Origin of the sequence: Phenylobacterium sp. (assembly GCF_037138395.1) — a bacterium.
Taxonomy (GTDB): Bacteria; Pseudomonadota; Alphaproteobacteria; order Caulobacterales; family Caulobacteraceae; genus Phenylobacterium.
The window spans coordinates 1-22,307 of sequence record NZ_JBAXIM010000026.1; the positions used below are offsets into that span (position 1 = coordinate 1).

24 protein-coding genes are annotated in these 22,307 nt (G+C 67.6%); 13 read left to right on the forward strand and 11 right to left on the reverse strand.

Going from position 1 to position 22,307, the window contains the following annotated elements; all coding sequences use genetic code 11:
- The 5 genes from WCJ52_RS03345 to WCJ52_RS03365 form a co-directional block, all read right to left on the reverse strand.
- Window positions 1-645: nitronate monooxygenase (locus tag WCJ52_RS03345; RefSeq protein ID WP_336901883.1), on the reverse strand; the 645-nt coding region annotated here is incomplete at its 3' end.
- Between the two features lie 69 nt (window positions 646-714).
- Window positions 715-1,638 (reverse strand): Hsp33 family molecular chaperone, encoded by a 924-nt coding sequence (locus WCJ52_RS03350; protein ID WP_336901884.1) that lies wholly within the window; start codon window positions 1,636-1,638, stop codon window positions 715-717.
- On the reverse strand, window positions 1,635-2,570 hold the full coding sequence (gene argF, locus WCJ52_RS03355) for an ornithine carbamoyltransferase (protein WP_336901885.1): 936 nt from the start codon (window positions 2,568-2,570) through the stop codon (window positions 1,635-1,637). Before argF ends, WCJ52_RS03350 begins: the two co-directional genes overlap by 4 nt.
- A 32-nt stretch (window positions 2,571-2,602) precedes the next feature.
- Entirely contained in the window at window positions 2,603-3,766 is a 1,164-nt protein-coding gene (locus tag WCJ52_RS03360; RefSeq protein ID WP_336901906.1) for an aspartate aminotransferase family protein, read from the reverse strand.
- Window positions 3,767-3,921: 155 nt separating this feature from the next.
- Window positions 3,922-4,746: an ABC transporter permease gene (locus WCJ52_RS03365; RefSeq protein ID WP_336901886.1), complete on the reverse strand. Its 825-nt coding sequence runs from the start codon at window positions 4,744-4,746 to the stop codon at window positions 3,922-3,924.
- 399 nt (window positions 4,747-5,145) lie between these two features.
- On the opposite strand from WCJ52_RS03365, the gene WCJ52_RS03370 reads away from it, so the two are divergent.
- The 4 genes from WCJ52_RS03370 to WCJ52_RS03385 all read left to right on the forward strand — a co-directional run bounded on the left by WCJ52_RS03370 (window position 5,146) and on the right by WCJ52_RS03385 (window position 8,259).
- On the forward strand, window positions 5,146-5,652 hold the full coding sequence (locus WCJ52_RS03370) for a GcrA family cell cycle regulator (RefSeq protein ID WP_336901887.1): 507 nt from the start codon (window positions 5,146-5,148) through the stop codon (window positions 5,650-5,652).
- A 92-nt stretch (window positions 5,653-5,744) separates the two neighbouring features.
- Complete coding sequence (xseA, locus tag WCJ52_RS03375; protein ID WP_336901888.1) at window positions 5,745-7,148, forward strand: exodeoxyribonuclease VII large subunit; 1,404 nt, start codon at window positions 5,745-5,747, stop codon at window positions 7,146-7,148.
- A 44-nt stretch (window positions 7,149-7,192) separates the two neighbouring features.
- Window positions 7,193-7,408, forward strand: coding sequence for a DUF2093 domain-containing protein (locus WCJ52_RS03380; RefSeq protein ID WP_336901889.1), 216 nt, complete (start codon window positions 7,193-7,195; stop codon window positions 7,406-7,408).
- A gap of 209 nt (window positions 7,409-7,617) precedes the next feature.
- On the forward strand, window positions 7,618-8,259 hold the full coding sequence (locus tag WCJ52_RS03385; RefSeq protein ID WP_336901890.1) for a M23 family metallopeptidase: 642 nt from the start codon (window positions 7,618-7,620) through the stop codon (window positions 8,257-8,259).
- 21 nt (window positions 8,260-8,280) lie between these two features.
- On the opposite strand, the gene WCJ52_RS03390 is transcribed toward WCJ52_RS03385, so the two are convergent.
- Window positions 8,281-9,219: a lysophospholipid acyltransferase family protein gene (locus WCJ52_RS03390; RefSeq protein WP_336901891.1), complete on the reverse strand. Its 939-nt coding sequence runs from the start codon at window positions 9,217-9,219 to the stop codon at window positions 8,281-8,283.
- A gap of 140 nt (window positions 9,220-9,359) precedes the next feature.
- On the opposite strand from WCJ52_RS03390, the gene WCJ52_RS03395 reads away from it, so the two are divergent.
- Together WCJ52_RS03395 and hisN are read left to right on the forward strand one after the other, a co-directional pair.
- A complete protein-coding gene (locus tag WCJ52_RS03395) occupies window positions 9,360-9,638 on the forward strand; it encodes a helix-turn-helix transcriptional regulator (RefSeq protein ID WP_336901892.1) in 279 nt (92 codons plus the stop codon).
- 14 nt (window positions 9,639-9,652) lie between these two features.
- A complete protein-coding gene (gene hisN, locus WCJ52_RS03400; protein WP_336901893.1) occupies window positions 9,653-10,465 on the forward strand; it encodes a histidinol-phosphatase in 813 nt (270 codons plus the stop codon).
- Between the two features lie 46 nt (window positions 10,466-10,511).
- Here the strand turns inward: hisN and WCJ52_RS03405 are convergent, their stop codons facing one another.
- Both WCJ52_RS03405 and WCJ52_RS03410 read right to left on the reverse strand, forming a co-directional pair.
- Window positions 10,512-11,456, reverse strand: coding sequence for an alpha/beta hydrolase (locus tag WCJ52_RS03405; RefSeq protein WP_336901894.1), 945 nt, complete (start codon window positions 11,454-11,456; stop codon window positions 10,512-10,514).
- A gap of 1 nt (window position 11,457) precedes the next feature.
- On the reverse strand, window positions 11,458-11,778 hold the full coding sequence (locus WCJ52_RS03410) for an SCP2 sterol-binding domain-containing protein (protein ID WP_336901895.1): 321 nt from the start codon (window positions 11,776-11,778) through the stop codon (window positions 11,458-11,460).
- Between the two features lie 212 nt (window positions 11,779-11,990).
- Here WCJ52_RS03410 and WCJ52_RS03415 point away from each other — a divergent pair, with 212 nt between their 5' ends.
- Window positions 11,991-12,443, forward strand: coding sequence for an Hsp20 family protein (locus WCJ52_RS03415; RefSeq protein WP_336901896.1), 453 nt, complete (start codon window positions 11,991-11,993; stop codon window positions 12,441-12,443).
- Between the two features lie 75 nt (window positions 12,444-12,518).
- On the opposite strand, the gene WCJ52_RS03420 is transcribed toward WCJ52_RS03415, so the two are convergent.
- Genes WCJ52_RS03420 through gpmA form a run of 3 tightly spaced genes read right to left on the reverse strand, consistent with a single transcriptional unit; the run spans window position 12,519 to window position 14,986 of the window.
- Entirely contained in the window at window positions 12,519-13,769 is a 1,251-nt protein-coding gene (locus tag WCJ52_RS03420) for a pentapeptide repeat-containing protein (RefSeq protein WP_336901897.1), read from the reverse strand.
- Window positions 13,770-13,829: 60 nt separating this feature from the next.
- Entirely contained in the window at window positions 13,830-14,276 is a 447-nt protein-coding gene (locus tag WCJ52_RS03425) for a bifunctional diaminohydroxyphosphoribosylaminopyrimidine deaminase/5-amino-6-(5-phosphoribosylamino)uracil reductase RibD (RefSeq protein WP_336901898.1), read from the reverse strand.
- Window positions 14,273-14,986 (reverse strand): 2,3-diphosphoglycerate-dependent phosphoglycerate mutase, encoded by a 714-nt coding sequence (gpmA, locus tag WCJ52_RS03430; protein WP_336901899.1) that lies wholly within the window; start codon window positions 14,984-14,986, stop codon window positions 14,273-14,275. The genes WCJ52_RS03425 and gpmA overlap by 4 nt, the downstream gene beginning before the upstream one ends.
- A gap of 111 nt (window positions 14,987-15,097) precedes the next feature.
- Here gpmA and WCJ52_RS03435 point away from each other — a divergent pair, with 111 nt between their 5' ends.
- The 6 genes from WCJ52_RS03435 (at window position 15,098) to WCJ52_RS03460 (ending at window position 22,138) form a co-directional block, all read left to right on the forward strand.
- Entirely contained in the window at window positions 15,098-15,364 is a 267-nt protein-coding gene (locus WCJ52_RS03435) for a hypothetical protein (RefSeq protein WP_336901900.1), read from the forward strand.
- Window positions 15,361-16,323, forward strand: coding sequence for a KpsF/GutQ family sugar-phosphate isomerase (locus WCJ52_RS03440; RefSeq protein ID WP_336901901.1), 963 nt, complete (start codon window positions 15,361-15,363; stop codon window positions 16,321-16,323). Before WCJ52_RS03435 ends, WCJ52_RS03440 begins: the two co-directional genes overlap by 4 nt.
- Before the next feature lie 66 nt (window positions 16,324-16,389).
- The gene (locus WCJ52_RS03445) at window positions 16,390-17,892 is read left to right on the forward strand and encodes a phosphomannomutase/phosphoglucomutase (protein ID WP_336901902.1); all 1,503 of its coding nucleotides are present in this window, start codon (window positions 16,390-16,392) and stop codon (window positions 17,890-17,892) included.
- 5 nt (window positions 17,893-17,897) lie between these two features.
- Entirely contained in the window at window positions 17,898-19,202 is a 1,305-nt protein-coding gene (locus WCJ52_RS03450; protein WP_336901903.1) for a UDP-glucose/GDP-mannose dehydrogenase family protein, read from the forward strand.
- A 413-nt stretch (window positions 19,203-19,615) separates the two neighbouring features.
- Window positions 19,616-21,397, forward strand: coding sequence for a M10 family metallopeptidase C-terminal domain-containing protein (locus WCJ52_RS03455; protein WP_336901904.1), 1,782 nt, complete (start codon window positions 19,616-19,618; stop codon window positions 21,395-21,397).
- Window positions 21,398-21,556: 159 nt separating this feature from the next.
- Window positions 21,557-22,138, forward strand: coding sequence for a hypothetical protein (locus tag WCJ52_RS03460; protein ID WP_336901905.1), 582 nt, complete (start codon window positions 21,557-21,559; stop codon window positions 22,136-22,138).
- Window positions 22,139-22,307: the final 169 nt, after the last annotated feature.

Below are 22,307 nucleotides of genomic sequence, written 5' to 3' on the forward strand. Positions count from 1 at the left end.
CTCCACGATGGTCTGCCGGTAGAGGTCGCCGGCGTGGGCCTCGGGGGAGGCGATGAAACGGGTACCGACCCAGACCCCCACCGCCCCCAGGGCCAGGACGGCAGCCAGGCCCCGGCCGTCATAGATGCCGCCGGCGCCGACCACCGGAATCTTCACCGCCTCCACCGTCTGGGCGATCAGGGGCAGGCCGCCGACCAGGCCGGTATGCCCCCCGCCCTCGCCACCCTGGCAGATGACCGCATCGCAGCCCGCCTGCTCGGCCTTGACGGCATGCTTCACCGCGCCGCAGACCACCATGACCGTGAGGCCCGCCGCCTTGAGCTTGTCCAGGATCGGCATGGGTATGCCCAGGCCCGCCACGAAGGACGAGGCACCCTCCTGGATAATCACGTCAACGGCGGCGGTCAGGCTCTCCGGCGAGGCGGCCAGCAGGTCGACGCCAAAGGGGCCATCGGTCAGGCTGCGTACCTTGCGCATCTGGTCGCGGATGAAATCCGGCCCCTGGCCGGCCATGCCCAGCACGCCATAGCCGCCGGCATTGGTCACAGCGGCGGCGAGCTCGGCATAGGAGACCCCGCCCATACCGGCCAGCATGACGGGATGCTTCACCCCGAGAAGGTCACAGAGCTTGGTGTGCAGGGTCATGGCGTCCTCCCGTTCCTTGGGAAGGCAGCATGGCGCCGAAATCCGCGGGTGGGAACCGGCGTCACCGAGTCAGGCGCCGTCTCCGTCCAGATCCGAAGGCAGGGCCTCGTAGACCCGCGAGCAAAACTCGCAGGACACCCGGATCCGGCCATCCGCCTCCACCATGTCCTGGCGCTCCTCGGCGCTGAACGAGGCCAGCAGGCCGAGGATCCGCGTCTGTGAGCAGCGGCAGGCGGCCATGAGCGCCTGGGGGTCGAAGACACGCACGCCGTCCTCGTGGAAGAGGCGGAATAGGAGCTCGCCGGCGGGCAGGAGGGGGTCGATGAGTTCATCCTCGCCGAGGGTCTCGAACAGGGCCTCGGTGCGCCGCCAGGGCTCCTCGGTGGAGCCCCGGGCGTCGTCGCCGGCGATGTTCTGGATCAGGACGCCGCCAGCCCGCCACCGGGGACCCTCCCCGAGGTCGGCCTGCCCCACCGCCAGCCGGACTCGCGTCGGCGTCTGCTCGGACTGGGCGAAGTACTGCTCGGCGCAGAGGGCCAGGGTCTCGCCCTCGATGGCCGTCACCCCCTGATAGCGGTCCATGTCGGGGCCCTGGTCCACCGTCATCATGAAGAGGCCGTCGCCCAGCAGGGTCCGGGCGCCAGGGCGCTGGAAGCCGGCGGCGAGGATGGCGATCGCCTCGGGGTCGAAGCGGCAATAGCCCCTAAGGGTTCCGGCGGTATCGTAGTCGCAGACCACGTAGCGGACCGGCCCATTCCCCTGGGCCTGGACGATCAACCGGCCCTCGAACTTCAGGTTCGAGCCCACCAGGGCGGCCAGGGCACAGGTCTCGCCCAGCAGGTTGGCGACCAGATCCGGATAGTTGTGGGCCGACAGGATCTCGTCCACCGCACCGCCCAGGCGAACGAGCCGGCCGCGCACCGCCTCGCCCTCGATCTGGAAGGGAAAGACGCGGTCCTCGTCGACCACCTGCAGGGATATCCCGCCGCTCATATCGCGCCAAAGCACCAGGCCAGGACCGACTTCTGGGCGTGGATCCGGTTCTCGGCCTCCTCCCAGATCCGCGACCGGGGTCCGTCGATCACGGCGGAAGTCACCTCCTCCTCCCGGTGGGCGGGCAGGCAGTGCAGGAAGACCGCCTCGCGGTGGGCCAGGCCCATGAGGGCCTCGTCCACCTGGAAGGGCGCCAGGGCCGCCATGCGCTCGGCCTTGTCGGTGTCCCCCATGGAGACCCAGGTGTCGGTGATCACGCAGTCGGCCCCGGCGACGGCCTCTCGGGGGTCCCGGGTGACCGAGACCTGGCCCTGCAGGGACGCTGCCCGCGCCAGGTCCGCCGGGTCAGGGGCATAGTCTTCCGGGCAGGCGATGTTGAGACGGTAGCCCAGCAGGGGCGCAGCATGGATGAAGCTGGCGCAGACATTGTTGCCATCGCCCACCCAGGCCAGGGTCCGCCCCGCGACCGGGCCGCGATGGGCCTCGAAAGTCATCAGGTCGGCCAGGATCTGGCAGGGATGGCCGGTGTCCGACAGGCCGTTGATGACCGGCACGGCGCAGTGGGCGGCCAGGTCCTCGAGGTCGGTGTGGCGGTTCGACCTGAGCATGACGGCGTCGACCATTCGGGACAGGACCCGGGCGGTGTCGGCGATGGTCTCGCCCCGGCCCAGCTGCATGTCGGCGGCCGTTGAGATGATCACGTCTCCGCCCAACTGGCGCATGGCCGCATCGAACGAGAACCGCGTCCGCGTCGAGTTCTTCTCGAAGATCATGGCCAGGGTGCGCTCACGGGCGGGTGCGTCCGCGTCGACGCGCCCCTGGGTCCAGCCGACGCGCGCGGCCTTGCGGGCCGCCGCGTCATCAAGAATCTGGCGAAGGGTCGCAGCCTCCAGGGACCATAGGTCCAGGAAGTGACGGACGGCGGGGTTCATGGCTCCCTCCTCGGGCGGCATGGCGGGCCGCCTCAGGCGCCGCGGGCGCGGGCGCAGGCCCGCTCAAGCTTCTCCACCACCTCGCGCACCTCGTCGACCGAGATGACCAGGGGCGGCAGGAGCCGCACGCAGTTGTCGCCGCCGCCGGCGATGAGCAGCTTCTCGTCCCGGGCGTGCTGCATGAAGTCGCGGTTGGGGGTCTTGAGCTTCAGGCCGATCAGCAGGCCCCGGCCGCGGATCTCCTCGATCACGTCCGGGTTGCGCGCCTGAAGGCCCTCCAGCTGCTGGGTGAAATAGCCGGAGACCTCGGCGACATGGTCCAGCAGGGCCGGCGAGCACAGCTCCTGAACCGCCGCCAGGCCCACCGCCATGGCCAGGGGGTTGCCGCCATAGGTCGAGCCATGGGAGCCGGGCGTCATCCCTGCGGCCGCCCGGGCGGTGGCCAGGCAGGCCCCGATGGGGAAGCCCCCGCCCAGGGCCTTGGCTACGGCCATGATGTCGGGCTCGATCCCGGCCCACTCATGGGCGAAGAGCTTGCCCGTACGCGAGAAGCCGCACTGGACCTCGTCGAGGATCATCAGCACGCCGTACTGGTCGCACAGGGCGCGCAGTTCACGCAGGCAGGAGTCGGGAACCGAACGGGCACCGCCCTCGCCCTGCACAGGCTCCAGGATCACCGCCGCGGTGGTCGGCGAGGCGAGGGCCGCCTTCAGGGCCTCGTGGTCGCCGAATTCCAGCTGGAGGAAGCCCGGCATGCGGGGACCGAAGCCCTCCAGATAGCTGGGATTGCCCGAGGCGTTCACCGCCGCCAGGGTCCTGCCGTGGAACGAGCCGTCGAAGCCGATGATATCGATCCGCGCCTCCTGGCCCCGGGCCCAGTGGAACTTGCGCGCCGTCTTGATGGCGCATTCTACCGCCTCGGTCCCCGAATTGGTGAAGAAGACCACGTCAGCAAAGGTGGCATCCGTCAGGGCCGAGGCCAACTTGGTCTGCTCGGGAATCGTGAAGATGTTCGAGACGTGCCAGAGCTTGTCCGCCTGGGCCTTGAGGGCCGCGATCAGCTTGGGGTGGGAGTGGCCCAGGGCGTTGACGGCAATCCCCGCCAGGGCGTCCAGATAGGCTTCACCGTCGGTCGTGTAGAGACGCACGCCCTCGCCTCGCTCGAACGCCAGGGGCGTGCGGTTGTACACGCCCATCAGGTGGTCGGCGGGAACGTTGAGGCCCTCGGGCTGCGTCTTCTGGGTCACGATCGGGAACCCTCCAAAACGTAAGGTCCCCGCCGCAGAACGACGGGGATTGGAAGTTTAAACCCTCTCCTTCGGAAGGACCGGAATGTCAACGTTGGCGGGGCTCAGCTCTTGATCTTGTAGCCGGTGTCAAACATCCACAGGCAGGCGCTGGCCAAGGCCAGGACCAGTCCGGCAGTCATCACGGCGCCCGCCAGGACCGAGCCCTCGGCGGATCCCAGGAATCCGTATCGGAACCCGTCGATCAGGTAGAAGAAGGGGTTGAAGTGGCTGAACGTCCGAAAGGGCTCCGGCAGGCGCTCGACCAGGTAGAAGGTCCCGGACAGGAAGGTCAGGGGCATGATGATGAAGTTGGTCACCACAGCCATGTTGTCGAACTTCTCGCTCCACAGGCCACCCATGACGCCCAGCAGGCCCAGGATCAGGGCCGCTCCCAGGCCGAAATAGAGGATGGCCCAGGGGTGGCTCACCGGCAGGTGGGCGAAGGGGGCGACGACGGCCGCCGTCACGGCCCCGACCATCACCCCCCGGGTCGCGGCACCCAGGCCGAAGGCGGCTACGTGCTCGATCGGGCTCAGGGGCGGGGTCAGGAAATCGCCGATCAGGCCGTTCATCTTCGCCTGCAGGAGGGAAGAGGACGAGTTGGCGAAGGCGTTGTTGAGGATCGACATCATGATCAGGCCCGGCGCGACAAAGGCACCGTAGTTGTAGCCGCGGACTGGCGGGCTGGCCCCCTTCGCCGCCACGACGAAGACCATCATGTAGAGCAGCGATGTCACCACAGGGGCGGCCAGGGTCTGTATGCCCACCTTCCAGAAGCGCATGATCTCCCGGCGGTAGAGGGTCCGGAATCCGGCCCAGTTCACGCCGGGGTAGGACCTCGGTTCCGGTGGAGTGGGTGGGGACGAGGGAAGCACAGCATCAGTCATGGCTCAGGTTTGCGCCGGGAGGCCAAAGGACGCAAGCGGTCACGTCGGACCTTGCCGTCTCCCGGGGCGGGACGAGCCTCGACCTGCCCGGCCAGGTCCCAGGTGCCCGTGTCCCAACAGCCCCTCGTCGAACCCGACGCCCTGGCGCAAAGGCACCGCCGGCGTGCTGCCGCGCCGGATCGAGACACCGATCCGCCTGCGCGATCTGAGGCTCAGCCCCCCCAACGCCGAGAAATCTATATATTGTTTCTGTGGATGGACGCTGTGGCGCCAGTTGTGGTCTTGGCAGTCCGCGTTACGATATGTGGTGGACGGAGGCGGTTGGGTGAAGGCTCCGGAACAAGATGTTGATCCCGGCGGCGCTTGGCGCGAGACCCGGACAGGATGGTGGAGCGAACCATGGGCTGGACAGACGAACGTGTCGAACTGCTGAAGAAACTCTGGCAGGACGGTTTGTCCGCCAGCCAGATCGCAAAGCAGCTGGGCGGGGTGACCCGTAATGCCGTGATCGGCAAGGTACACCGACTGGGGCTCTCGGGTCGCGCCGCCCCGTCGAAGCCTGCGCGTCCGGTCTTCAAGGCCCCGCGCGCCGCGCGTCCAGCCGCCGCCCCGGCCGCGCCGCGCCGGATCTCGCAGCCAGCCATGACGACAGCGGCGACGGCCCCGCAGCCCCCCGTCCGCTACATAGACGAGGCACCGGGGGTCGCGACCGTCCTCACCCTGGGCGCCCACATGTGCAAGTGGCCCATCGGTGACCCGTCCAGCGACGAATTCACCTTCTGCGGCCGCAGGGCCTCGGACAGCCCCTACTGCGTCGAGCACGCCCGGGTCGCCTACCAACCGGCCCAGACGAAGAAGCGCTCGGGGCCCAACGAACTGGCCCGCAGCCTCCGGCGCTACATCTAGGTCCGGCATCCGTTGGGGATGGGGGGCGCGTCGCGATCGAAAGCCAGCCTTGGGGCTTGCCTTGACGTCGTCCGGCGCGTCCCTTTCCGGACATGAGCGATCTCACACCTGAAGCCAGCGCGGACGATTCGGACAACGCACGGCCCTATTCCGTCTCGGAACTCGCCTTCGCCCTCAAGAGCACCCTTGAGGACCGCTACGGGTTTGTCCGCCTCAGGGGCGAACTGTCCAAGGTGACCTTCCACTCGAATGGCCATGTCTATCTCTCGCTCAAGGACGAGCGGGCGGTGATCGACGGGGTCGTGTGGAAGGGCTCTGTCCGCAATCTCAGCGTCCGCCCCGAGCAGGGCCTGGAAGTCGTGGTGACCGGCCGGATCACCACCTACCCGCAGGGCTCCCGGTACCAGATCGTCATCGAGAGCATGACGGCGGCGGGGGTCGGCGCCCTCCTCGCCCAGCTGGAGCGGCTCAAGGCCAGGCTCGCCACGGAGGGGCTCTTCGAGGCCGCCCGCAAGTCCCCTCTGCCGGCCTACCCCCGGGTGGTGGGGGTGATCACATCCCCCACGGGGGCGGTCATCCGGGACATACTGCACAGGATCCGGGACCGGTGGCCCTGCCAGGTCCTGGTCTGGCCGGTGGTGGTCCAGGGCGACGCCGCCGCCGCCCAGGTGGCCGCAGCGGTGCGGGGATTCGACGCCCTGGAGCCCGGCGGGGCGGTTCCCCGTCCGGACGTGGTCATCGTCGCCCGGGGCGGGGGCTCGGTCGAGGACCTCTGGCCCTTCAATGACGAAGCCCTTGTGCGCACGGTCGCCGCCAGCCGCATTCCCCTGATCTCAGCCGTCGGCCACGAGACCGACACCACCCTCATCGATTTCGTCTCGGACCGACGCGCGCCGACCCCGACGGCGGCCGCAGAGTTCGCCACGCCCGTCCTCTCCGAGCTCCGGGCCGGACTGGCAGACCTTTCCGGCCGCATGCACCGGATGGGCGGCCGGCTGGTGGAGGACCGGAGGGGCCGGCTTGAGGTCCTGGGGCGCAGTCTTGCCCGCGTCCCGGACCAGGTGGAGCTGGCCGAGCAGAGGCTGGGCCTGGCCCGGAACCGGCTCGGCGCCGCCCTGACCCGGAATGTCGGCGTCCATGAAACCCGCCTGGCCCGCGTGGGCGGCCGTCTCAGGCCTGGACTCCTGCACAGGCCCCGGGAGCTCCAGACCGAGCGGCTCAACGGCCTGTTTGTTCGGCTGGGGCCGGCTCTGTCCCGCGGCCTTGCCCGGTCCACCGAGCGGCTCGAGAGCCTCGGCGCCCGGCTGAAGTCCGCAGATCCCAGCGCGCCCCTGAACCGCGGTTTCGCCCGGGTCCACCACGCTGATGGGCGACTGGTCCGCGAGGGCGCGAGCCTGCAGCCAGGAGATCCCGTCCAACTGGTCTTCGCAGACATCGAGCGGGGGGCGGTGATCGAGCCTGCGGCCGCCCGGCCCCGGCAAGGCGATCTCTTCTGATCGGGCGCCTTCCCGCCTGCGCCCTGGAAAGCTAGAGTGGGAGCATGAACGCGCCCGACACCTCCGGCGGCCAGGACCTCGCCATCATCCATTACGGCGATGGCGACTTCACGATCGTTCGTCCAGGACGCTTCGTGCTTTGCTCTGTCTCGGGCTTGAGGATTCCCCTGGAGGCCCTGCGCTACTGGAGCGCGGAGTTCCAGGAGGCCTATGCTGGACCGGGCGAAGCCCTGGCTCGCTGGCGGGAGCGCAACCCCTGACTGTCTCCGCTGACCGGCGCACTGTCCTGGGCGGTGCCCTCGCCTTCAGTCTTGCCGCCCCGGTCGCCGCCCGCGCCGCAGGACTGGACATTCATCTGGCCGGAGCCCTCCGCCAGGGTGGAACCCTCATCGGCCGGACCGCTCCCGGCGCCCGGATCCGGATCGACGGCCGTGAGGCGGGCATCGCCTCCCCTGCAGGCCTCTTCCTGGTGGGCCTGGACCGGGACAGCCCCGCAACGGCGAAGGTCACGGCAACCCTGGCGGATGGGCGGACCGCCGAGCGGCAGCTTGCCGTGGCGCCGGGCGGCTTTGACATCCAGCGCATCAATGGCCTGCCGCCCCAGCAGGTGAAGCCGGAAGGCGAGGCCCTGCTCGCCAAAATCGCTGCGGAGTCAGAACGCAAGGCGAAGGGATGGGCCAGCCGGGTCGAATCCGACGATTTCGCCGGGGGATTTTCCCCGCCCCTAAAGACCTATCGGGTGTCCGGCCGCTTTGGAGGCCAGCGCATCCTCAACGGTCAGCCCATGACCCCGCACTTCGGCGCCGACCTCGCCGCGCCCAAGGGAACGCCGATCCTGGCTCCGGCGCCCGGGCGGGTCTGCTTTGCCGAGACCGGACTCCACTACGAGGGCGGGCTGACGATGATCGACCACGGCCAGGGCCTGGTCACCGCCTACCTGCACCAGTCCCGGCTTGGCGTCCGGCCGGGCCAGCACGTCGAGCGCGGTGAGGTCATCGGCGCGGTCGGGATGGAGGGCCGGGCGACCGGGCCTCACCTCTGCTGGCGGATGAAGTGGCGGGACCGCCATCTGGACCCGACCCTGCTGCTCGGGGTCCGGGCGCCCGCCTGAACCTTCAGCCCCCCTGAGTCTTCAGGCCCCCACGAACCTTCGGGCCTTCTGGCGACGGTAGATGTCGTTCGGCCAGCGCTTGTGGACCCAGAACCACTCCTCCGGCCGATCCCGGATGCGGTCCTCCATGAAGGCGTTCACCCGCCGGACGCCGGCGTCGATGTCGGCATTGCGATCGCCGGTCTCCTCAAGGTGGATGTCCTCGTGGACGATCACCTGGAAGCGAGCCTTCTCCACCCTCTGGACCGACATGGGCGTCAGGGGGATCCCGAAGCGAAGGGCAAAGCTCGAGGGGCCCGGAGCCGTATGGCAGTCGACGCCGAAGAGCGGTGCCAGGACCCCGCCGTTGAACTTCTGGTCGTTCATCAGGGCCACGCACTCCCCCCGCGCCAGGGCCCGGATCAGCTCCCGGGCACCGTCTCCGCCCTTGGGCGCAAACAGGCGGACGCCATAGCGGAACCGGCTCTTCCGGATGCGGGCGTCGACATGGGGATTGTTGGTAGCCCGGTAGGTGATCTGGCAGGTGATCCCCGCCTGGATGATTACCGCCGGCATGATCTCCATCGACGAAAAGTGTCCCGAAATGAAGACGACGCTCTCCGCACCGCCGGCGATGGCGGCAAGCCGCTCGCCATTGACCACCTCCACCCGCCCGGGATCGGCGATGATCTTGTCGAGGATCGGGAATTCCGCCGCCCAGCGCCCCAGGGCGCGCCACTGCGCCTTCACGAGCCGGTCGACCCCGGCGTCGTCCAGATCGGGAAATGCGATCCGGATATTGGTCTCCACCACCCGGTTCGTTGAGGTCAGGGGCCCCAGCCACCCGACAAGGGTCGCGCCGAAATCCGAGACGGCGTCGATCGGGAAGCTCCGCGCGAGAAGGGTCACCGCATCGAAGGCCAGGGCCTCGAGGCGCCAGGCCAGGTCCTGGAGCAGGGAAGATTGCGATGGGTCCGCCACGCCCAAGACTAGACCAGCGCCGATGCGGGCGCCAATCCGCACTCTGGCCCAGGGTTTGCTCGTCCTGGCAAGGAAGTCCCATTTTGGAACGCGAACCGGGAGCCGCATCCCGGGGACGACGTCATGACAAGGGCCAGGACATGACGATTGGAACACGGTCGCCGGATGCTGTGATCGACGCTCACCTGGGTCAGGCGATCCGGCGCCGGCGCCGGGAACTTGGAATGACCCAGCACCACCTGGCCGAGGCCTGCGGCGTTCGCTTCCAGCAGATCCAGAAGTACGAAAGCGGAGCCAACCGCATTGCCGCCTCGCGGCTCTGGAAGATCGCCCGGGCGATGCAGACGCCACTGTCCAGCTTCTTTGAGGGCCTCCCGGATTCCAGCGACCCTCGGCACCTTACAATCCTCGAGGGTTAGCGCTAGATCGGCACATGCTCTCTCCCGAACGCCTCCAGGTCCTCGACCCGCTGATCCTCGATCTCAACCGGGTTTCCGCAGACGTGATCCTGCCCCTCTTCCGGGCGGAGCATGGCCTCGAGGATAAGGGTGGAGACGCCGGTTTCGATCCTGTCACCATGGCGGACCGGGGCGCAGAGGCGGCTATCCGCCAACGGCTCGCCGAGGTCTTTCCAGAGCATGGCGTGATCGGAGAGGAATACGGGGAGGACCGTCCCGAGCAGGAATTCGTCTGGGTTCTGGACCCTGTTGACGGTACCCGGGCCTTCATCGCCGGGCTTCCCGTCTGGACCACCCTGATCAGCCTGCGTTGGCTTGGAGAGCCGGTCCTGTCGACCATAGGCCAACCCTATTTGGGGGAGGTGTTTGTGGGGTCTCCCACTGGATCCCGCCTGGTCAGGGGCGGTGAGAGCCGACCGCTCCGGGTGCGTTCCTGCTTCGGTCTTTCCGAGGCGACCATCGCCTCCACAGATCCTGCGGCCTATTTCGAGACGGATGAGAGGGCCGCATGGGAAAAGGTCCGGGCGGCGGCGCGGCTGACCCGACTGGGATGTGACGCCTACGCCTACGCCATGGTTGCCGCAGGCTGCATTGACCTCGTGGTGGAGTCCCGGGCCTGCAAATGCTGGGACATCGAGGCGGCGGTCCCGCTTCTGGCCGGGGCCGGCGGCGTGGTGACGGACTGGAACGGCCAGCCCATCGGCCGCAAGGGTGGCCAGATCGCCATTGCAGGCGACCGGTCCTGCCTGGAGGAAGCCCTGCCCTTACTCGAGCCTGCCGCCGACTAGATCCTGTTTCGATCCGATAACCGGTTCCCACTTATCGGAACAGGATCTAGCGTTTGGGCGCCACCCGGCCTGCCAGGCCGTCGAAGTTTTCCCAGAACAGGCGGCGGATCGGGTCGGTCTCCATGAGGATCTCATGCTCCGCACCGGCGATCGGAGCGAAGACGCCATAGGGTAGAAAGCCCGCGACCTTCTCCTGGGCGGCGTTCTTCACCAACTGGTCCTGCCCGGCGGAGACGATGATGACCGGCAACATGAGACGACAGATGTTCCGGTCCCGGGACACCCAGTGCGACGCGCGCAGGGCGAAGTCCAACCACCCCCAGGTCGGCGACGAGAGGGCAAGGTCGGGATTGGCGCGGAGCAGGTCCTTTGCCCGCTTGAAGCGCACCGGGTCATGAGTGAGGACATTGCCCTCGAAGGGCTCGTTGACCGGGTCGCTCGGCGGCTGAACCCAATCTTCCTCATGTCCCGTCATCATCCGGTAGGCGACCACAAGGCGGGTGAAAAGGGGAACGCGCAGGCCCAGCATGGGGGCACTCAACACCGTGCCGACGAAGCGGGGCGCGAGGCCGCGCACCATGGCGGTCAGGGTCAGGCAGCCGCCCATGGAATGGCCAATGGCGATCCAGGGCTTTGGCAGGCGGTCCTCGAAGGCGTTGAGCAGCGCGCTATAGTCGGAAAGGTAGGGCTCAAGGCCGGACGCGTGGCCCTTGAGGCGGTCCGGCAGTTCGCGATACGAAAGCCCCTGCCCTCGCCACTCGTTCACCAGAACCACGAAGCCTCGGGTCTGGAGGTCGCAGACCACCTCGAAATACTTCTCGATGGGTTCGGTGCGACCCGTGGACAGGATCACCGACCCGCGGATCTGGCCGGGCGGATGGAAGAGCGCCGCCCGGAGGGGCGCGCCATCCCCGCCCTCGAACCACTCCGCCCCGCCATTGGGCGGAATGGGCGAATCCGGAAGTTCGGTCAGGGGAGCTGAACGGTCCATGTCAGGCATCTCCTTTTCGGGCTTCGATCAGCGACTTGACCTGGGGCATGAGCGACATGGCCAGTCCCATGTCCGAGACCTTGAGCCGTCCCGTGATGACTGCGGACATCGGGTTCAGGTCCCCGCGGCCGAGGGCCTCCAGGTCCTTGCGGCTGACGCTGATCACCAGGTCCGCCGGATCCAGCGTATTGCTGACCTCGGTGCCCTCCACCCGGATGACACCCTCTCCGCGCAGATCCAGGCGAATCGAGCGGTCCAGGCCCGCGCCGCCAGCCTGAAAGTGCCCGCGCACCTTTTCAGTCAGTTCCGCAAGTCCATCCATTTGGCGTCCTCCCCCCTGCATTGAATGACGTTGCAATTCAAAATTGTAAACATTTCGACACGGGCGGGGGTTCTTGAACCGCCGGTGACGGTGCCCATCTCTCACTCGAAGGCGCCGGATGGCCGGGCCTTTTGGGTGGCGTGAGGCTTCGGCGCACGCACGACCCAACCCTGAAACCGCAACCTTGCTTGCTCAAGAAGGATGTAACTCCCATGCGTACGATCGACTTTTCCCCCCTCTATCGCTCCGTGGTCGGCTTCGACCGCCTGGCACAGATCCTGGAGACCGCGACGGTCGACCAGGCCTCCGGCTACCCGCCCTACAACATCGAGCGGACCGACGAAGACGCCTACCGAATCGAGATCGCCGTCGCCGGCTTCCGCTCGGAAGAGCTGAATGTCGAGGTGAAGGAGAACCTGCTCACGGTCCAGGGCCGCAAGACGGCCAACGACGCCGAGCGCCGGTTCCTGCACCGCGGCCTGGCCGAGCGCGACTTCGAACGTCGGTTCCAGCTTGCGGACTACGTCGTGGTCACCGACGCCCGGCTGTCGGACGGCCTGCTCTCGGTCTCGCTCCGTCGCGAACTGCCCGAGGCCCTAAAGCCTCGCCGCATCGAGATCGCCACCGCCTCCAGCCCCCTCATCGAGGGCGAGAAGGCCGCCTGACCGGCGGCACGGCCAAAGGACTTCGGCGGGCGGTGCTGCAAGGCGCCGCCCGCCCTGCTTTCGGGCCGGCTCCGGCTAATGGGCACCCTTGAGGCCAAAGGTTTCCCGGAACGCCATCTGCGCGTCCTTGAGGTTGGCGTCGGTCAGGACCGCCTGCCGGAGGTCGACATCATTGAGGATGGCCGCCCTCAGGTCAGCGCCAGAGAAATTCACCCGCCGGAGGTCGGCTGAGGTCAGGTCGGTGGGCAGCAGGCGGCTATCCTCCAGGACCAGGGGCTCCAGCCGGGCCGACCTGAGGTCCGCCCCCGCCATCAGGGCGCCAGTCAGCCGCGCACCCCTGAGGTCGGCGCGCCTGAGGTTGCAGCCGCGAAGATCCGCCCCCTCGAGCCGGGCACCCTGAAGTTGGATACCCTCCATGTCGAGGCCATAGAAGACGGCCTTCCGGGCAGAGATGGCGGTCAAGTTGTACCCCCGCAGGTTCCTGAGGTTCCGGAGGTCAACGCCATCGAAGACCGTGGGCGTGCCCGCCGTGCCTTCGGAGGTGCACCAGCGCGCATGTTCGCGAACCTGGACCTCAAGAGTGACCTCGCCCGAGACCTGAACGTCGGGATCATTCGTCAGCGCCCCTCGCAGGTCGGCCTTGTTGACATCCCAGGCCTGGGTATTGGCACCCAGCAAGATGACGTCGCGCAGGTCGGCACCCCTCAGGTCGGCCTGGGCCAGGTCTGCACCGGTCATGTCGGCACCGGTCATGATACAGTGCTTGAGCTGGGCCCGCGCAAGACACGCACCCCGCAGGACAGCGCCTGTGAAGTCCGAGCGCACGGCGTCAAGGCCGGAAAGCTTGGACCGCGCCAGATTGGCCCCGCTCAGGTTCGGGCCCTGGTCGTCCTCCGTCCGGTGGACATGCTCCACCATGCGCAGGCCGAGTTTCCGGTCGCCAAATGCCATGGCGCCTTCCCGAAGGTCGGCCTCGAAGAGATCCGCGTGGGTCAGGTTTGCATTGCGCAGGCAGGCGCCCCTCAGGTCGGCCCGCCGCAGGGAAGCCTTGCTCAGGTCGGCGTTCTGGAGGTCAGCGCCGTAGAGATTGGCATTGTCGAGCTGGGTTCCCTTCAGGTTGGCGCCGTAGAGGAGGGCACCTGTCAGGTCCGCACCCGTCAGGTCGCGCCCCGCCAGCTTGAGCCCCGACAGGTTTCGCCAGGACAGGTTGCCGCGCAGTCCGTTCGGAAGGCCGGAGATGAAGCGCTTGTGCTTGCGGCAGATATCATCCGCTTCCGCCTGCGAGAGCGTCGGAATGTCGTCCAGGTGTGTGGGCGGCAGAGACATGCCTTCGACGAGGGCCCCCTGAGTGGAGCCTAGTCTGGCGTACAGCGATTAATGGACGGTTTAGGAGCGGCTTGCGGGTCGGTAGGCGGCGTAGAGGGGCAGGGCCTCGGCCTCGAGCAGTCCGGTGACCACTTCGACGCCCGCAGCCTTCAGGCGTTCAGAGCCCTCCCCAGCGGCAAAGACCGAGGCGTCGGTGCAGGCGATCACCACCCGGCGCACGCCGGCGGCGATCAGACGGTCGGTGCAGGAAATTCCCGTCCCCGAGCGCCGGGCGCAGGGCTCCAGCGTCACCAGTACGACGGCCCCGCGGGCCGCATCTCCCGCCGCGGAAAGGGCGAGATCCTCCGCATGGGGGCGGCCGCCGTCGGCCGTCGCACCCTCGCCGACGATCCCCTCCGGGCCGAGGATGACGCAGCCGACAGAGGGATTGTCGCCCGTCCGGCCCACGCCGGGCCGGGCCAGGGCGATGGCCCGCCCCATGGCCTGGATTTCCCTCTCGCGGTTCAAGGCGCGGTCGGCAGGGGCTGGGCCCGGTCGGCGTCCAGGTAGCGGGCGGAGATCGGCCTTAGGACGGGGTCCAGTTCGATGACCAGCGGGTTCGAGGTGGGGATCTCGACCTCCATGATCCCCTCGGCGGAAAGGCCCCAGATCAGCTTGACGATGGCCCGCAGCGAGTTGCCGTGGGCCGCCACGAGCACGGTCTCGCCCGCCGCCAGCTTCGGCGCGATCTCGGCGGTCCAGTAGGGTTCCACCCGCTCCAGCGTCGTCTTCAGGCTCTCGGTATCTGGCAGGACGCGGCCGGCGTAGCGGCGATCGCGGGAGAAGTCCCACTCGCCGCCGGGCGCCAGGGGCGGCGGCGGGGTGTCGTAGGACCGCCGCCAGATCCGCACCTGCTCGGCGCCGTGCTTCTCAGCGGTCTCGGTCTTGTTCAGGCCGGTCAGGCCGCCGTAGTGCCGCTCGTTCAGCCGCCAGTCCTTGGTCTCGGGCACGAAGGCCTGGCCCGCCGCCGCCAAGGCCAGCCAGAGGGTCCGGATCGCCCGGGTCAGGACGGAGCTATAGGCCCGGTCGACCTGCAGTCCGGCCGCCATCATCAGTTGGCCACCCTTTCGCGCCTGGGCCTCGCCCTCGGCGGTCAGGTCGACATCCACCCATCCGGTGAACCGGTCCTCCAGGTTCCACTGGCTCTGGCCGTGTCGAAGCAGGATCAGGGTGGGCATGAGGGCTCTCCATCCAGGGTCCCGGTCGGGCTAGGGCCGGCTTCGGGCGGCGTCAAGGCCGGGCGCGTGTCGCTGGTGGCCCCCGGGCTCTCAAGGCGGTATGTAGGGAAGATGTCCGACCGCGTCTTCTATCCCGGCCTGGCCCTGGTTGCCGCCGCCCTCATCCTCCTGGCCCTGGTCTGGCCCCAGGGCCTGGGCGCGCGCTCGCCCGGCCCCTTCGGCTCGCTACCCGTCCAGCAAAGGCCCGAGGTCCAGGCCGCCATGCGCCGGGAGGCCGAGGTCAACAACGCCCGCCTGCAGAAGGCCCGCGACGCCGTTGCCGCCGCCCGGGCCGCCACCGAGGGTACCGGTCAGGCGCCTGCGGAGCCCAAGCCGTGACCGCCGCCGACATCGAGGCTGGCCGCCGGGTCCTGCGGCAGGCCGCCGGCGCCCTTGAGCTGCAGGCCGAGGCCCTCGGCGAAGACTTTGCCCGGGCCGTCGACATCCTGGCCGCTGCCCGCGGCCGGGTCATCTGCACGGGAATCGGCAAGTCCGGCCACGTGGCCCGCAAGATCGCCGCCACCTTTGCCTCCACCGGAGCCCCGGCCACCTTCGTCCACGCCAACGAGGCCAGCCACGGCGACCTCGGCATGATCAGCCGCGACGACGTCATCCTGGCCCTCTCCAAGTCCGGCGAGAACCGCGAGCTGGCCGACGTCCTGGCCTATTCCCGGCGGTTCGAGATTCCGCTCATCGCCCTGACCGCCGCAGCCGACAGCGCCCTCGGGCGGGCCGCCGACGTGGTCCTGGCCCTGGCCACCGCAGAGGAGGCGACCGGCCAGGTCAACGCCCCCACCACCTCCACCACCCTGCAGATCGCCCTCGGTGACGCCCTCGCCGTGGCCCTCCTGGAGCGGCGCGGCTTCACCGCCGGCGACTTCCGCACCTTCCACCCGGGCGGCAAGCTGGGCGCCATGCTGCGCACGGTGGGCGACCTCATGCACGCCGGCGGCGAGATTCCCCTGGTGGGTCCCGACGCGGGCATGGCCGAGGCCCTGCTGGTGATGACCGAGAAGCGATTCGGCTGCGTCGGCGTCCTGGGCCCGGACGGCCGCCTGCTCGGCGTCATCACCGACGGCGACCTGCGCCGCCACATGACCGGCCTGATGGACCGCACCGCCAGCCAGGTCATGACCCCCGGCCCCAACAAGGTGGTTGCACCGCACCAGCTCGCGTCCGAGGCCCTGGCCCTGATGACCGATCCACCCCCGTCGGTGAACGTGCTCTTCGTCCTCGACGCCGGCCGGCCGGTGGGCATCCTGCATGTCCATGACCTGCTCCGCGCCGGGGTGATGTGATCCGCCCGCACTGGCCGACGCGGGCCTGAGGGCGTAAGAGCGCGGCGGAATCGAACTGGAGCGCCGATGCTGCCCCTTCCCCGTGCTGATCTCGTCCCGCAGACCCCCGACCACGAAAACCTGCCCCTCGTGAAGCCCACCGGCTTTCGCGAGTACGACGCCCGCTGGCTGTTCGGCTCCGAGATCAACCTCCTGGGCATCGAGGCCCTGGGCCTGGGGCTTGGGACCTACATCCACGAGCTTGGCCAGAAGCGCATCGTCATCGGCCACGACTTCCGCTCCTACTCCCAGTCCATCAAGCAGGCCCTGACCCTGGGCCTCCTGGCCGCCGGCTGTGAGGTGCTGGACATCGGCCTGTCCCTCTCCCCCATGGCCTATTTCGCCCAGTTCGACCTCGACGCCCCCGCCGTGGCCATGGTCACGGCCAGCCACAACGAGAACGGCTGGACGGGGGTGAAGATGGGCGTCTCCCCACCCCTGACCTTCGGCCCCGACGAGATGGCCCGGCTGAAGGCGATTGTCCTCGGCGGCCTGGGCGTCGTCCGCCCCGGCGGGACCCTGACGCACGTTCCCGGCGTGGCCGGGCGCTACATCGCCGACGTCTCCGCCCGGGTCCATGTCGACCGGCCCCTCAGGGTGGTCTGCGCCTGCGGCAACGGCACGGCCGGCGCCTTTGCCCCCGAGGCCCTGCGCCGCATGGGCGTGGCGGTCGTCTACGAAATGGACTGCGACCTCGACTGGTCCTTCCCGCGCTACAATCCCAACCCCGAAGACCACGAAATGCTCAAGGCCATGGGCCAGGCTGTGCGCGACTTCGGCGCCGACTTCGCCCTGGGCTTCGACGGCGACGGCGACCGCTGCGGCGTGGTGGACGATACGGGGGAGGAGATCTTCGCCGACAAGATCGGCCTCATGCTGGCCCGCGACCTCTCCAGCCTGCACCCGGACGCCCAGTTCATCGTCGACGTGAAGTCCACGGGCCTCTTCGCCACCGACCCGGTCCTGGCCGCCAACGGGGCCAAGACTCTCTACTGGAAGACTGGCCACAGCTATATCAAGCGCAAGACTGCCGAGATCGGCGCCCTGGCGGGCTTCGAGAAGTCGGGCCACTTCTTCTTCAATGCCCCCCTGGGGCGCGGCTACGACTGCGGCCTGACCGCCGCCGCCGCCATCCTGGCCATGCTCGACCGCAACCCGGACAAGAGCCTGTCCCAGCTGAAGGACGCCCTGCCCCAGGCCTGGACCAGCCTGACCATGTCGCCCCGCTGCGCCGACGAGACCAAGTACGGCGTGGTTGAGGGCGTTGTCGCCGAGTACGAGGCCCTGGCCCGGGACGGCGGCCGCATCCTCGGTCGCGCTATCACCGAGGTGATCACCGTCAACGGCGTCCGGGTGGCCCTGGAGGACGGCTCCTGGGTCCTGGTCCGCGCCTCTTCCAACAAGCCCGAGATTGTCGTCGTGGTCGAGAGCACCCGCTCGGAAGACGACATGCGCGCCCTCTTCCACGAAGAGGTCAAACCCCGGCTCGCCCGGCGCCCCGAGATCGGCGCCTACAACCAGGAGATCTGAGCGCCATGCACGTCGTCATGATCGGCACCGGCTATGTGGGCCTCGTCTCGGGCGCCTGCTTTGCCGACTTCGGCCACCAGGTTACCTGCATGGACAAGGACGCTGGCAAGATCGAGGGCCTGAAAGCCGGGCGCATGCCCATCTTCGAGCCTGGCCTCGACACCCTGGTGGCCCGCAACGTCCAGGCCGGGCGCCTGGCCTTCACCACCGAGGCCGCCGAGGCCGTGCGCGGCGCCGATGCGGTCTTCATCGCCGTGGGCACGCCTTCGCGCCGGGGCGACGGCCATGCCGACCTGTCCTACGTCCATGCCGCCGCAGCCGAGATCGCCGACCTCATCGAGGGCTTCACCGTGGTGGTCACCAAGTCCACCGTCCCGGTGGGCACCGGGGACGAGATCGAGCGCATCATCCGCGAGCGCCGGCCCGACGCCGCCTTTGCCGTGGTCTCCAACCCCGAATTCCTGCGCGAGGGCGCGGCCATCGACGACTTCAAGCGCCCCGACCGCGTGGTGGTGGGCCTGAACGACGAGCGCGCCCGACCGGTCATGACCGAGCTCTACCGGCCCCTCTTCCTCAATGAGACGCCGATCCAGTTCACCGAGCGGCGCACCTCCGAGCTGATCAAGTATGCCGGCAACGCCTTCCTCGCCATGAAGATCACCTTCATCAACGAGATGGCCGACCTGTGCGAGGCGGTCGGCGCCGACGTCCAGCAGGTGGCCAAGGGCATAGGCCTCGACAAGCGCATCGGTGGCAAGTTCCTCAACGCCGGCCCCGGCTATGGCGGCTCCTGCTTTCCCAAGGACACCCTGGCCCTGGTGCGCACGGCCACCGACGCCGGCTCGCCCGTCCGCCTCATCGAGACCACCGTGGCGGTCAACGACGCCCGCAAGAAGGCCATGGCCGCCAAGGTGGCCGCTGCCGTCGACGGCGACTTGGCCGGCCGCACGGTCGGCGTCCTGGGCCTGACCTTCAAGCCCAACACCGACGACATGCGCGACGCCCCGTCCCTGGACATCCTCCCCGCCCTCCAGGCCCTGGGCGCCAAGGTCCAGGCCTTCGATCCCGAGGGCATGACCGAGGCCCGCCACCTCCTGCCCGGCGTCGACTTCCGCCCCGACGCCTACGCCGCCGCCGAGTATGCCGACGTCCTGGTCATCATCACCGAATGGGACCCCTTCCGCGCCCTCGACCTGGAGCGCGTGAAGGCCCTCATGCGCACCCCCGTGCTGGTGGACCTGCGCAACATCTACAAGCCCGAGGACGTCCGGGCCCTTGGCTTCCGCTACGCCTCGGTGGGGCGGGCTTAAGAAGCGGTTACGGGAAGCCGGAGGCACTCAGCACGGCTTCGAAGCTCTCGCCCATGCCCCGTCGGAGCGGGCTTCAGACTGGCCGCCCTGGCCAGGGACCAATTGGGGCTGGGATCCGCAAGGGATGCCGTTACGGATGCCGACGGGGCATTCGCCCGGGTCACATATCCAGCCCGGAACCGCGATCTGAATGGGACCCAGGTCCCTGCGATCGCTTTTCACTTCGCGCCTGAAGACGACATCCCGGACAGATTCGAAAATTTGTTGTGAGAACGCGGGGTCTGGATAGGGATTCCATCGCCAAAGAACACGATCAGTGCTCTCCTTAGAGTTAAGACTGAATTCACCTCAAAATCCTGATCGCTAACAGATTGGGGGCTTCAGGACCTGAACCCAAATCGCGGACATGACAGATGTGGCGACCTTCCCTCAGTGGACATGAAGACACCCTCACCAGGGAGTTCAACGATAGCCTCCAGCCGCTGGAGGTGGACCCCAAGACGGTGCAGGCCCCGGGGTTCGGCGGCCCGGCCGACGAATTCCGCGGGGAGCAACCCGGTGCTGCAGAGGGCTACAGCTACCTCAACCTGGAGCAACGCGGGGGCGCGTCTTCCAATGGCAAGACCAGCTTTACGATCGATCAGGCCGCGAACAATCTCACACGAGGCGGGTACGCCTGGGGCATGGCCGGGCAGCCCGTCACGGTGACCTATGCCTTCCGCTCCGCGGCTCCGGGAACAATGCCAGGCGACACCAAGGCCTTCTCCCGGTTCAATTTCGAACAAATTGTGCAGACTGAAATAGCCCTGAAGTCGTGGTCAGATGTCGCCGGAATCACTTTTCTAAGGGTGGGGTCCGGAGAGACAGGTGAAGCCGCATTTTCGGATTCCGCGACAATACTCTTTGGTAATTTTCTAGGCGGTAAAACATATGCATTCGCTTTTTATCCGGATGGTGCCGATAAATTCGGATTCTCGGATACTTCCGGAGACGTCTGGTTAAAAAATTCCGACTATTACCTCACATCACCGACAGGTTCTAACTATGGCGGCCTCACACTTGTACATGAGATTGGTCATGCAATCGGGCTAAGGCACCCCGGAAACTACAATGCCAACGATACAGCGACCACCTACTATTTTGATGCAACTTATTTCGAAGATTCTACGCAATATACAGTTATGAGTTATTTCTCCGGCGAAAATACTGGATCTTCGATCCCAGGCACAAAATATCCTTCGGTCCCGCTCCTCGATGATATTTATGCAGTTCAGGCGCTGTATGGGCCAAATATGGCCACGAGAACGGGTGACACCGTATACGGTTTCAATTCGAACTCCGATCGGCAAGCATTTCAGGCGACCAGCTCAACCTCAGTATTGATATTTGCAGCTTGGGATGCAGGTGGAAACGATACTTTTGACTTCTCTGGATACTCGCAGAATCAGAAGATCGATCTCCTTCCCGGTCATTTCTCCGACGTCGGCGGCAATCGCGGCAACGTCGCCATCGCCCGGGGGACGGACATTGAGAACGCCCTGTCGGGGTCCGGTGATGACAATCTGATCGGGAACACCCTCGACAATCGCCTGTCCTCAGGCGCTGGCGCCGACACCGCCTTCGGGGGAGAGGGCAATGACACCCTCATCGATTCCTCCGGCTCCAACTACCTGCGCGGCGACGCCGGCGACGACTCGGTGTCCGGCGGCACGGGCTTCGACGACATCAACGGCAACATGGGCAATGACACCCTGCACGGGAACGACGGCGAGGACTGGGTCGTCGGGGGCAAGGACAACGACCTGATCTTCGGCGATGCGGCCTTCGACATCGTCTACGGCAATATGGGCAATGACACGGTCGACGGCGGGGCCGGGAATGACTGGGTGCGGGGCGGCCAGGGCGATGACTCCGTCATGGGGGGCGCCGGTGACGACTGGATCTGGGGCGACAAGGGCAACGACACGATCAGCGGCGGCACCGGTGCAGACATCTTCCACAGCCAGGTCGGCGCGGCCATCGACCGGATCACCGACTTCAACTACGCCGAGGGCGACCGGCTGGTGCTGGATGGCGGGCCTTCGCGCACGATCACCCAGGTTGGTGCCGACGTGGTCGTGGACATGGGCAATGGCGACCAGGTCATCCTGGTCGGAGTCTCCCTGGACAGCCTCGGAACCGGCTGGATTGCTTGATCGCCTACCGGCGCGAAGCGCAGTCGCCAGGCGGAGGCGGGAGAAGGCGATTTCGCTCTGCCGGGGAAGGTGACCTGGCTGATGTCATGCTAGGATTAGTTGTGGGCGATGCCCGATCGGACGGCGACCGGAGGACCTCACAAGGAACGGAGGCCCGCAATGTCGCCCCAAGGATCAAGAACAACCGCGCTCTGCGCCGCCCTGTGTGGCCTCCTGACGGCGTCGGCGGCGCAGGCCGGCCCGGCCTTCGCAAAGCGGCTGGAGATGCAGGGCTTTGCCTTCGACATCACGGCGACCAACGAAGGTTCCATCAACACGCTCCAGATCGTTCCGACTGGGCTCAGCCAGCAGACCGCGCCGATCACCTCCGAGATCGAGGGCACCGTCTCAGGGGCGGAGATCGACGACCTCGACGCCAACGGCTTTCCCGAAATCTACATCTACGTGACCTCTGCCGGTAGCGGGAGTTACGGCAGCCTGGTGGGCTACGCGGTCAACAAGGGAAAGTCCGTGACCCCGATCTACCTGCCGCCCGTCGCGGACTCCCCGACCCTGTCCAAGGGCTATATGGGCCACGATGAATTCGCCGTGGTTGAGGGCACCCTGATCCAGAGGTTCCCAATCTATCGCGAGGGGGATGCCAACGCCCGCCCCACCGGGAAGATCCGGCAGCTCCAGTACAAGCTGAAGGCCGGTGAAGCCGGCTGGGTGCTTCGCCTGGACAGGTCCATGGAGTTCTGAGGGACTCCAAGCGCCCTTACCCCGCGCCCTCAGAACCCCCCCATCGCCATGGCCGCCAGGGCCATCACCAGGCACACCCCCACCGCCGGCAGGGCGGTGAACCTCTGGTGGGTACCCATCTCCACCCGGGCCAGGCCCACCAGCAGCCAGGTGGAGGGGACCAGGGGGC

Bases quoted from the DNA above. Each gene is read 5' to 3' on its own strand.
- argF (WP_336901885.1), bottom strand. From the start codon at position 2,570: ATGAACCCCGCCGTCCGTCACTTCCTGGACCTATGGTCCCTGGAGGCT.
- WCJ52_RS03420 (WP_336901897.1), bottom strand. From the start codon at position 13,769: ATGTCTCTGCCGCCCACACACCTGGACGACATTCCGACGCTCTCGCAG.
- WCJ52_RS03450 (WP_336901903.1), top strand. From the start codon at position 17,898: ATGCACGTCGTCATGATCGGCACCGGCTATGTGGGCCTCGTCTCGGGC.
- WCJ52_RS03365 (WP_336901886.1), bottom strand. From the start codon at position 4,746: ATGACTGATGCTGTGCTTCCCTCGTCCCCACCCACTCCACCGGAACCG.
- WCJ52_RS03460 (WP_336901905.1), top strand. From the start codon at position 21,557: ATGTCGCCCCAAGGATCAAGAACAACCGCGCTCTGCGCCGCCCTGTGT.
- WCJ52_RS03380 (WP_336901889.1), top strand. From the start codon at position 7,193: ATGAACGCGCCCGACACCTCCGGCGGCCAGGACCTCGCCATCATCCAT.
- WCJ52_RS03415 (WP_336901896.1), top strand. From the start codon at position 11,991: ATGCGTACGATCGACTTTTCCCCCCTCTATCGCTCCGTGGTCGGCTTC.
- WCJ52_RS03405 (WP_336901894.1), bottom strand. From the start codon at position 11,456: ATGGACCGTTCAGCTCCCCTGACCGAACTTCCGGATTCGCCCATTCCG.
- hisN (WP_336901893.1), top strand. From the start codon at position 9,653: ATGCTCTCTCCCGAACGCCTCCAGGTCCTCGACCCGCTGATCCTCGAT.
- WCJ52_RS03445 (WP_336901902.1), top strand. From the start codon at position 16,390: ATGCTGCCCCTTCCCCGTGCTGATCTCGTCCCGCAGACCCCCGACCAC.
- gpmA (WP_336901899.1), bottom strand. From the start codon at position 14,986: ATGCCCACCCTGATCCTGCTTCGACACGGCCAGAGCCAGTGGAACCTG.
- WCJ52_RS03370 (WP_336901887.1), top strand. From the start codon at position 5,146: ATGGGCTGGACAGACGAACGTGTCGAACTGCTGAAGAAACTCTGGCAG.
- xseA (WP_336901888.1), top strand. From the start codon at position 5,745: ATGAGCGATCTCACACCTGAAGCCAGCGCGGACGATTCGGACAACGCA.
- WCJ52_RS03360 (WP_336901906.1), bottom strand. From the start codon at position 3,766: ATGGGCGTGTACAACCGCACGCCCCTGGCGTTCGAGCGAGGCGAGGGC.
- WCJ52_RS03350 (WP_336901884.1), bottom strand. From the start codon at position 1,638: ATGAGCGGCGGGATATCCCTGCAGGTGGTCGACGAGGACCGCGTCTTT.
- WCJ52_RS03455 (WP_336901904.1), top strand. From the start codon at position 19,616: ATGTGGCGACCTTCCCTCAGTGGACATGAAGACACCCTCACCAGGGAG.
- WCJ52_RS03395 (WP_336901892.1), top strand. From the start codon at position 9,360: ATGACGATTGGAACACGGTCGCCGGATGCTGTGATCGACGCTCACCTG.
- WCJ52_RS03435 (WP_336901900.1), top strand. From the start codon at position 15,098: ATGTCCGACCGCGTCTTCTATCCCGGCCTGGCCCTGGTTGCCGCCGCC.
- WCJ52_RS03410 (WP_336901895.1), bottom strand. From the start codon at position 11,778: ATGGATGGACTTGCGGAACTGACTGAAAAGGTGCGCGGGCACTTTCAG.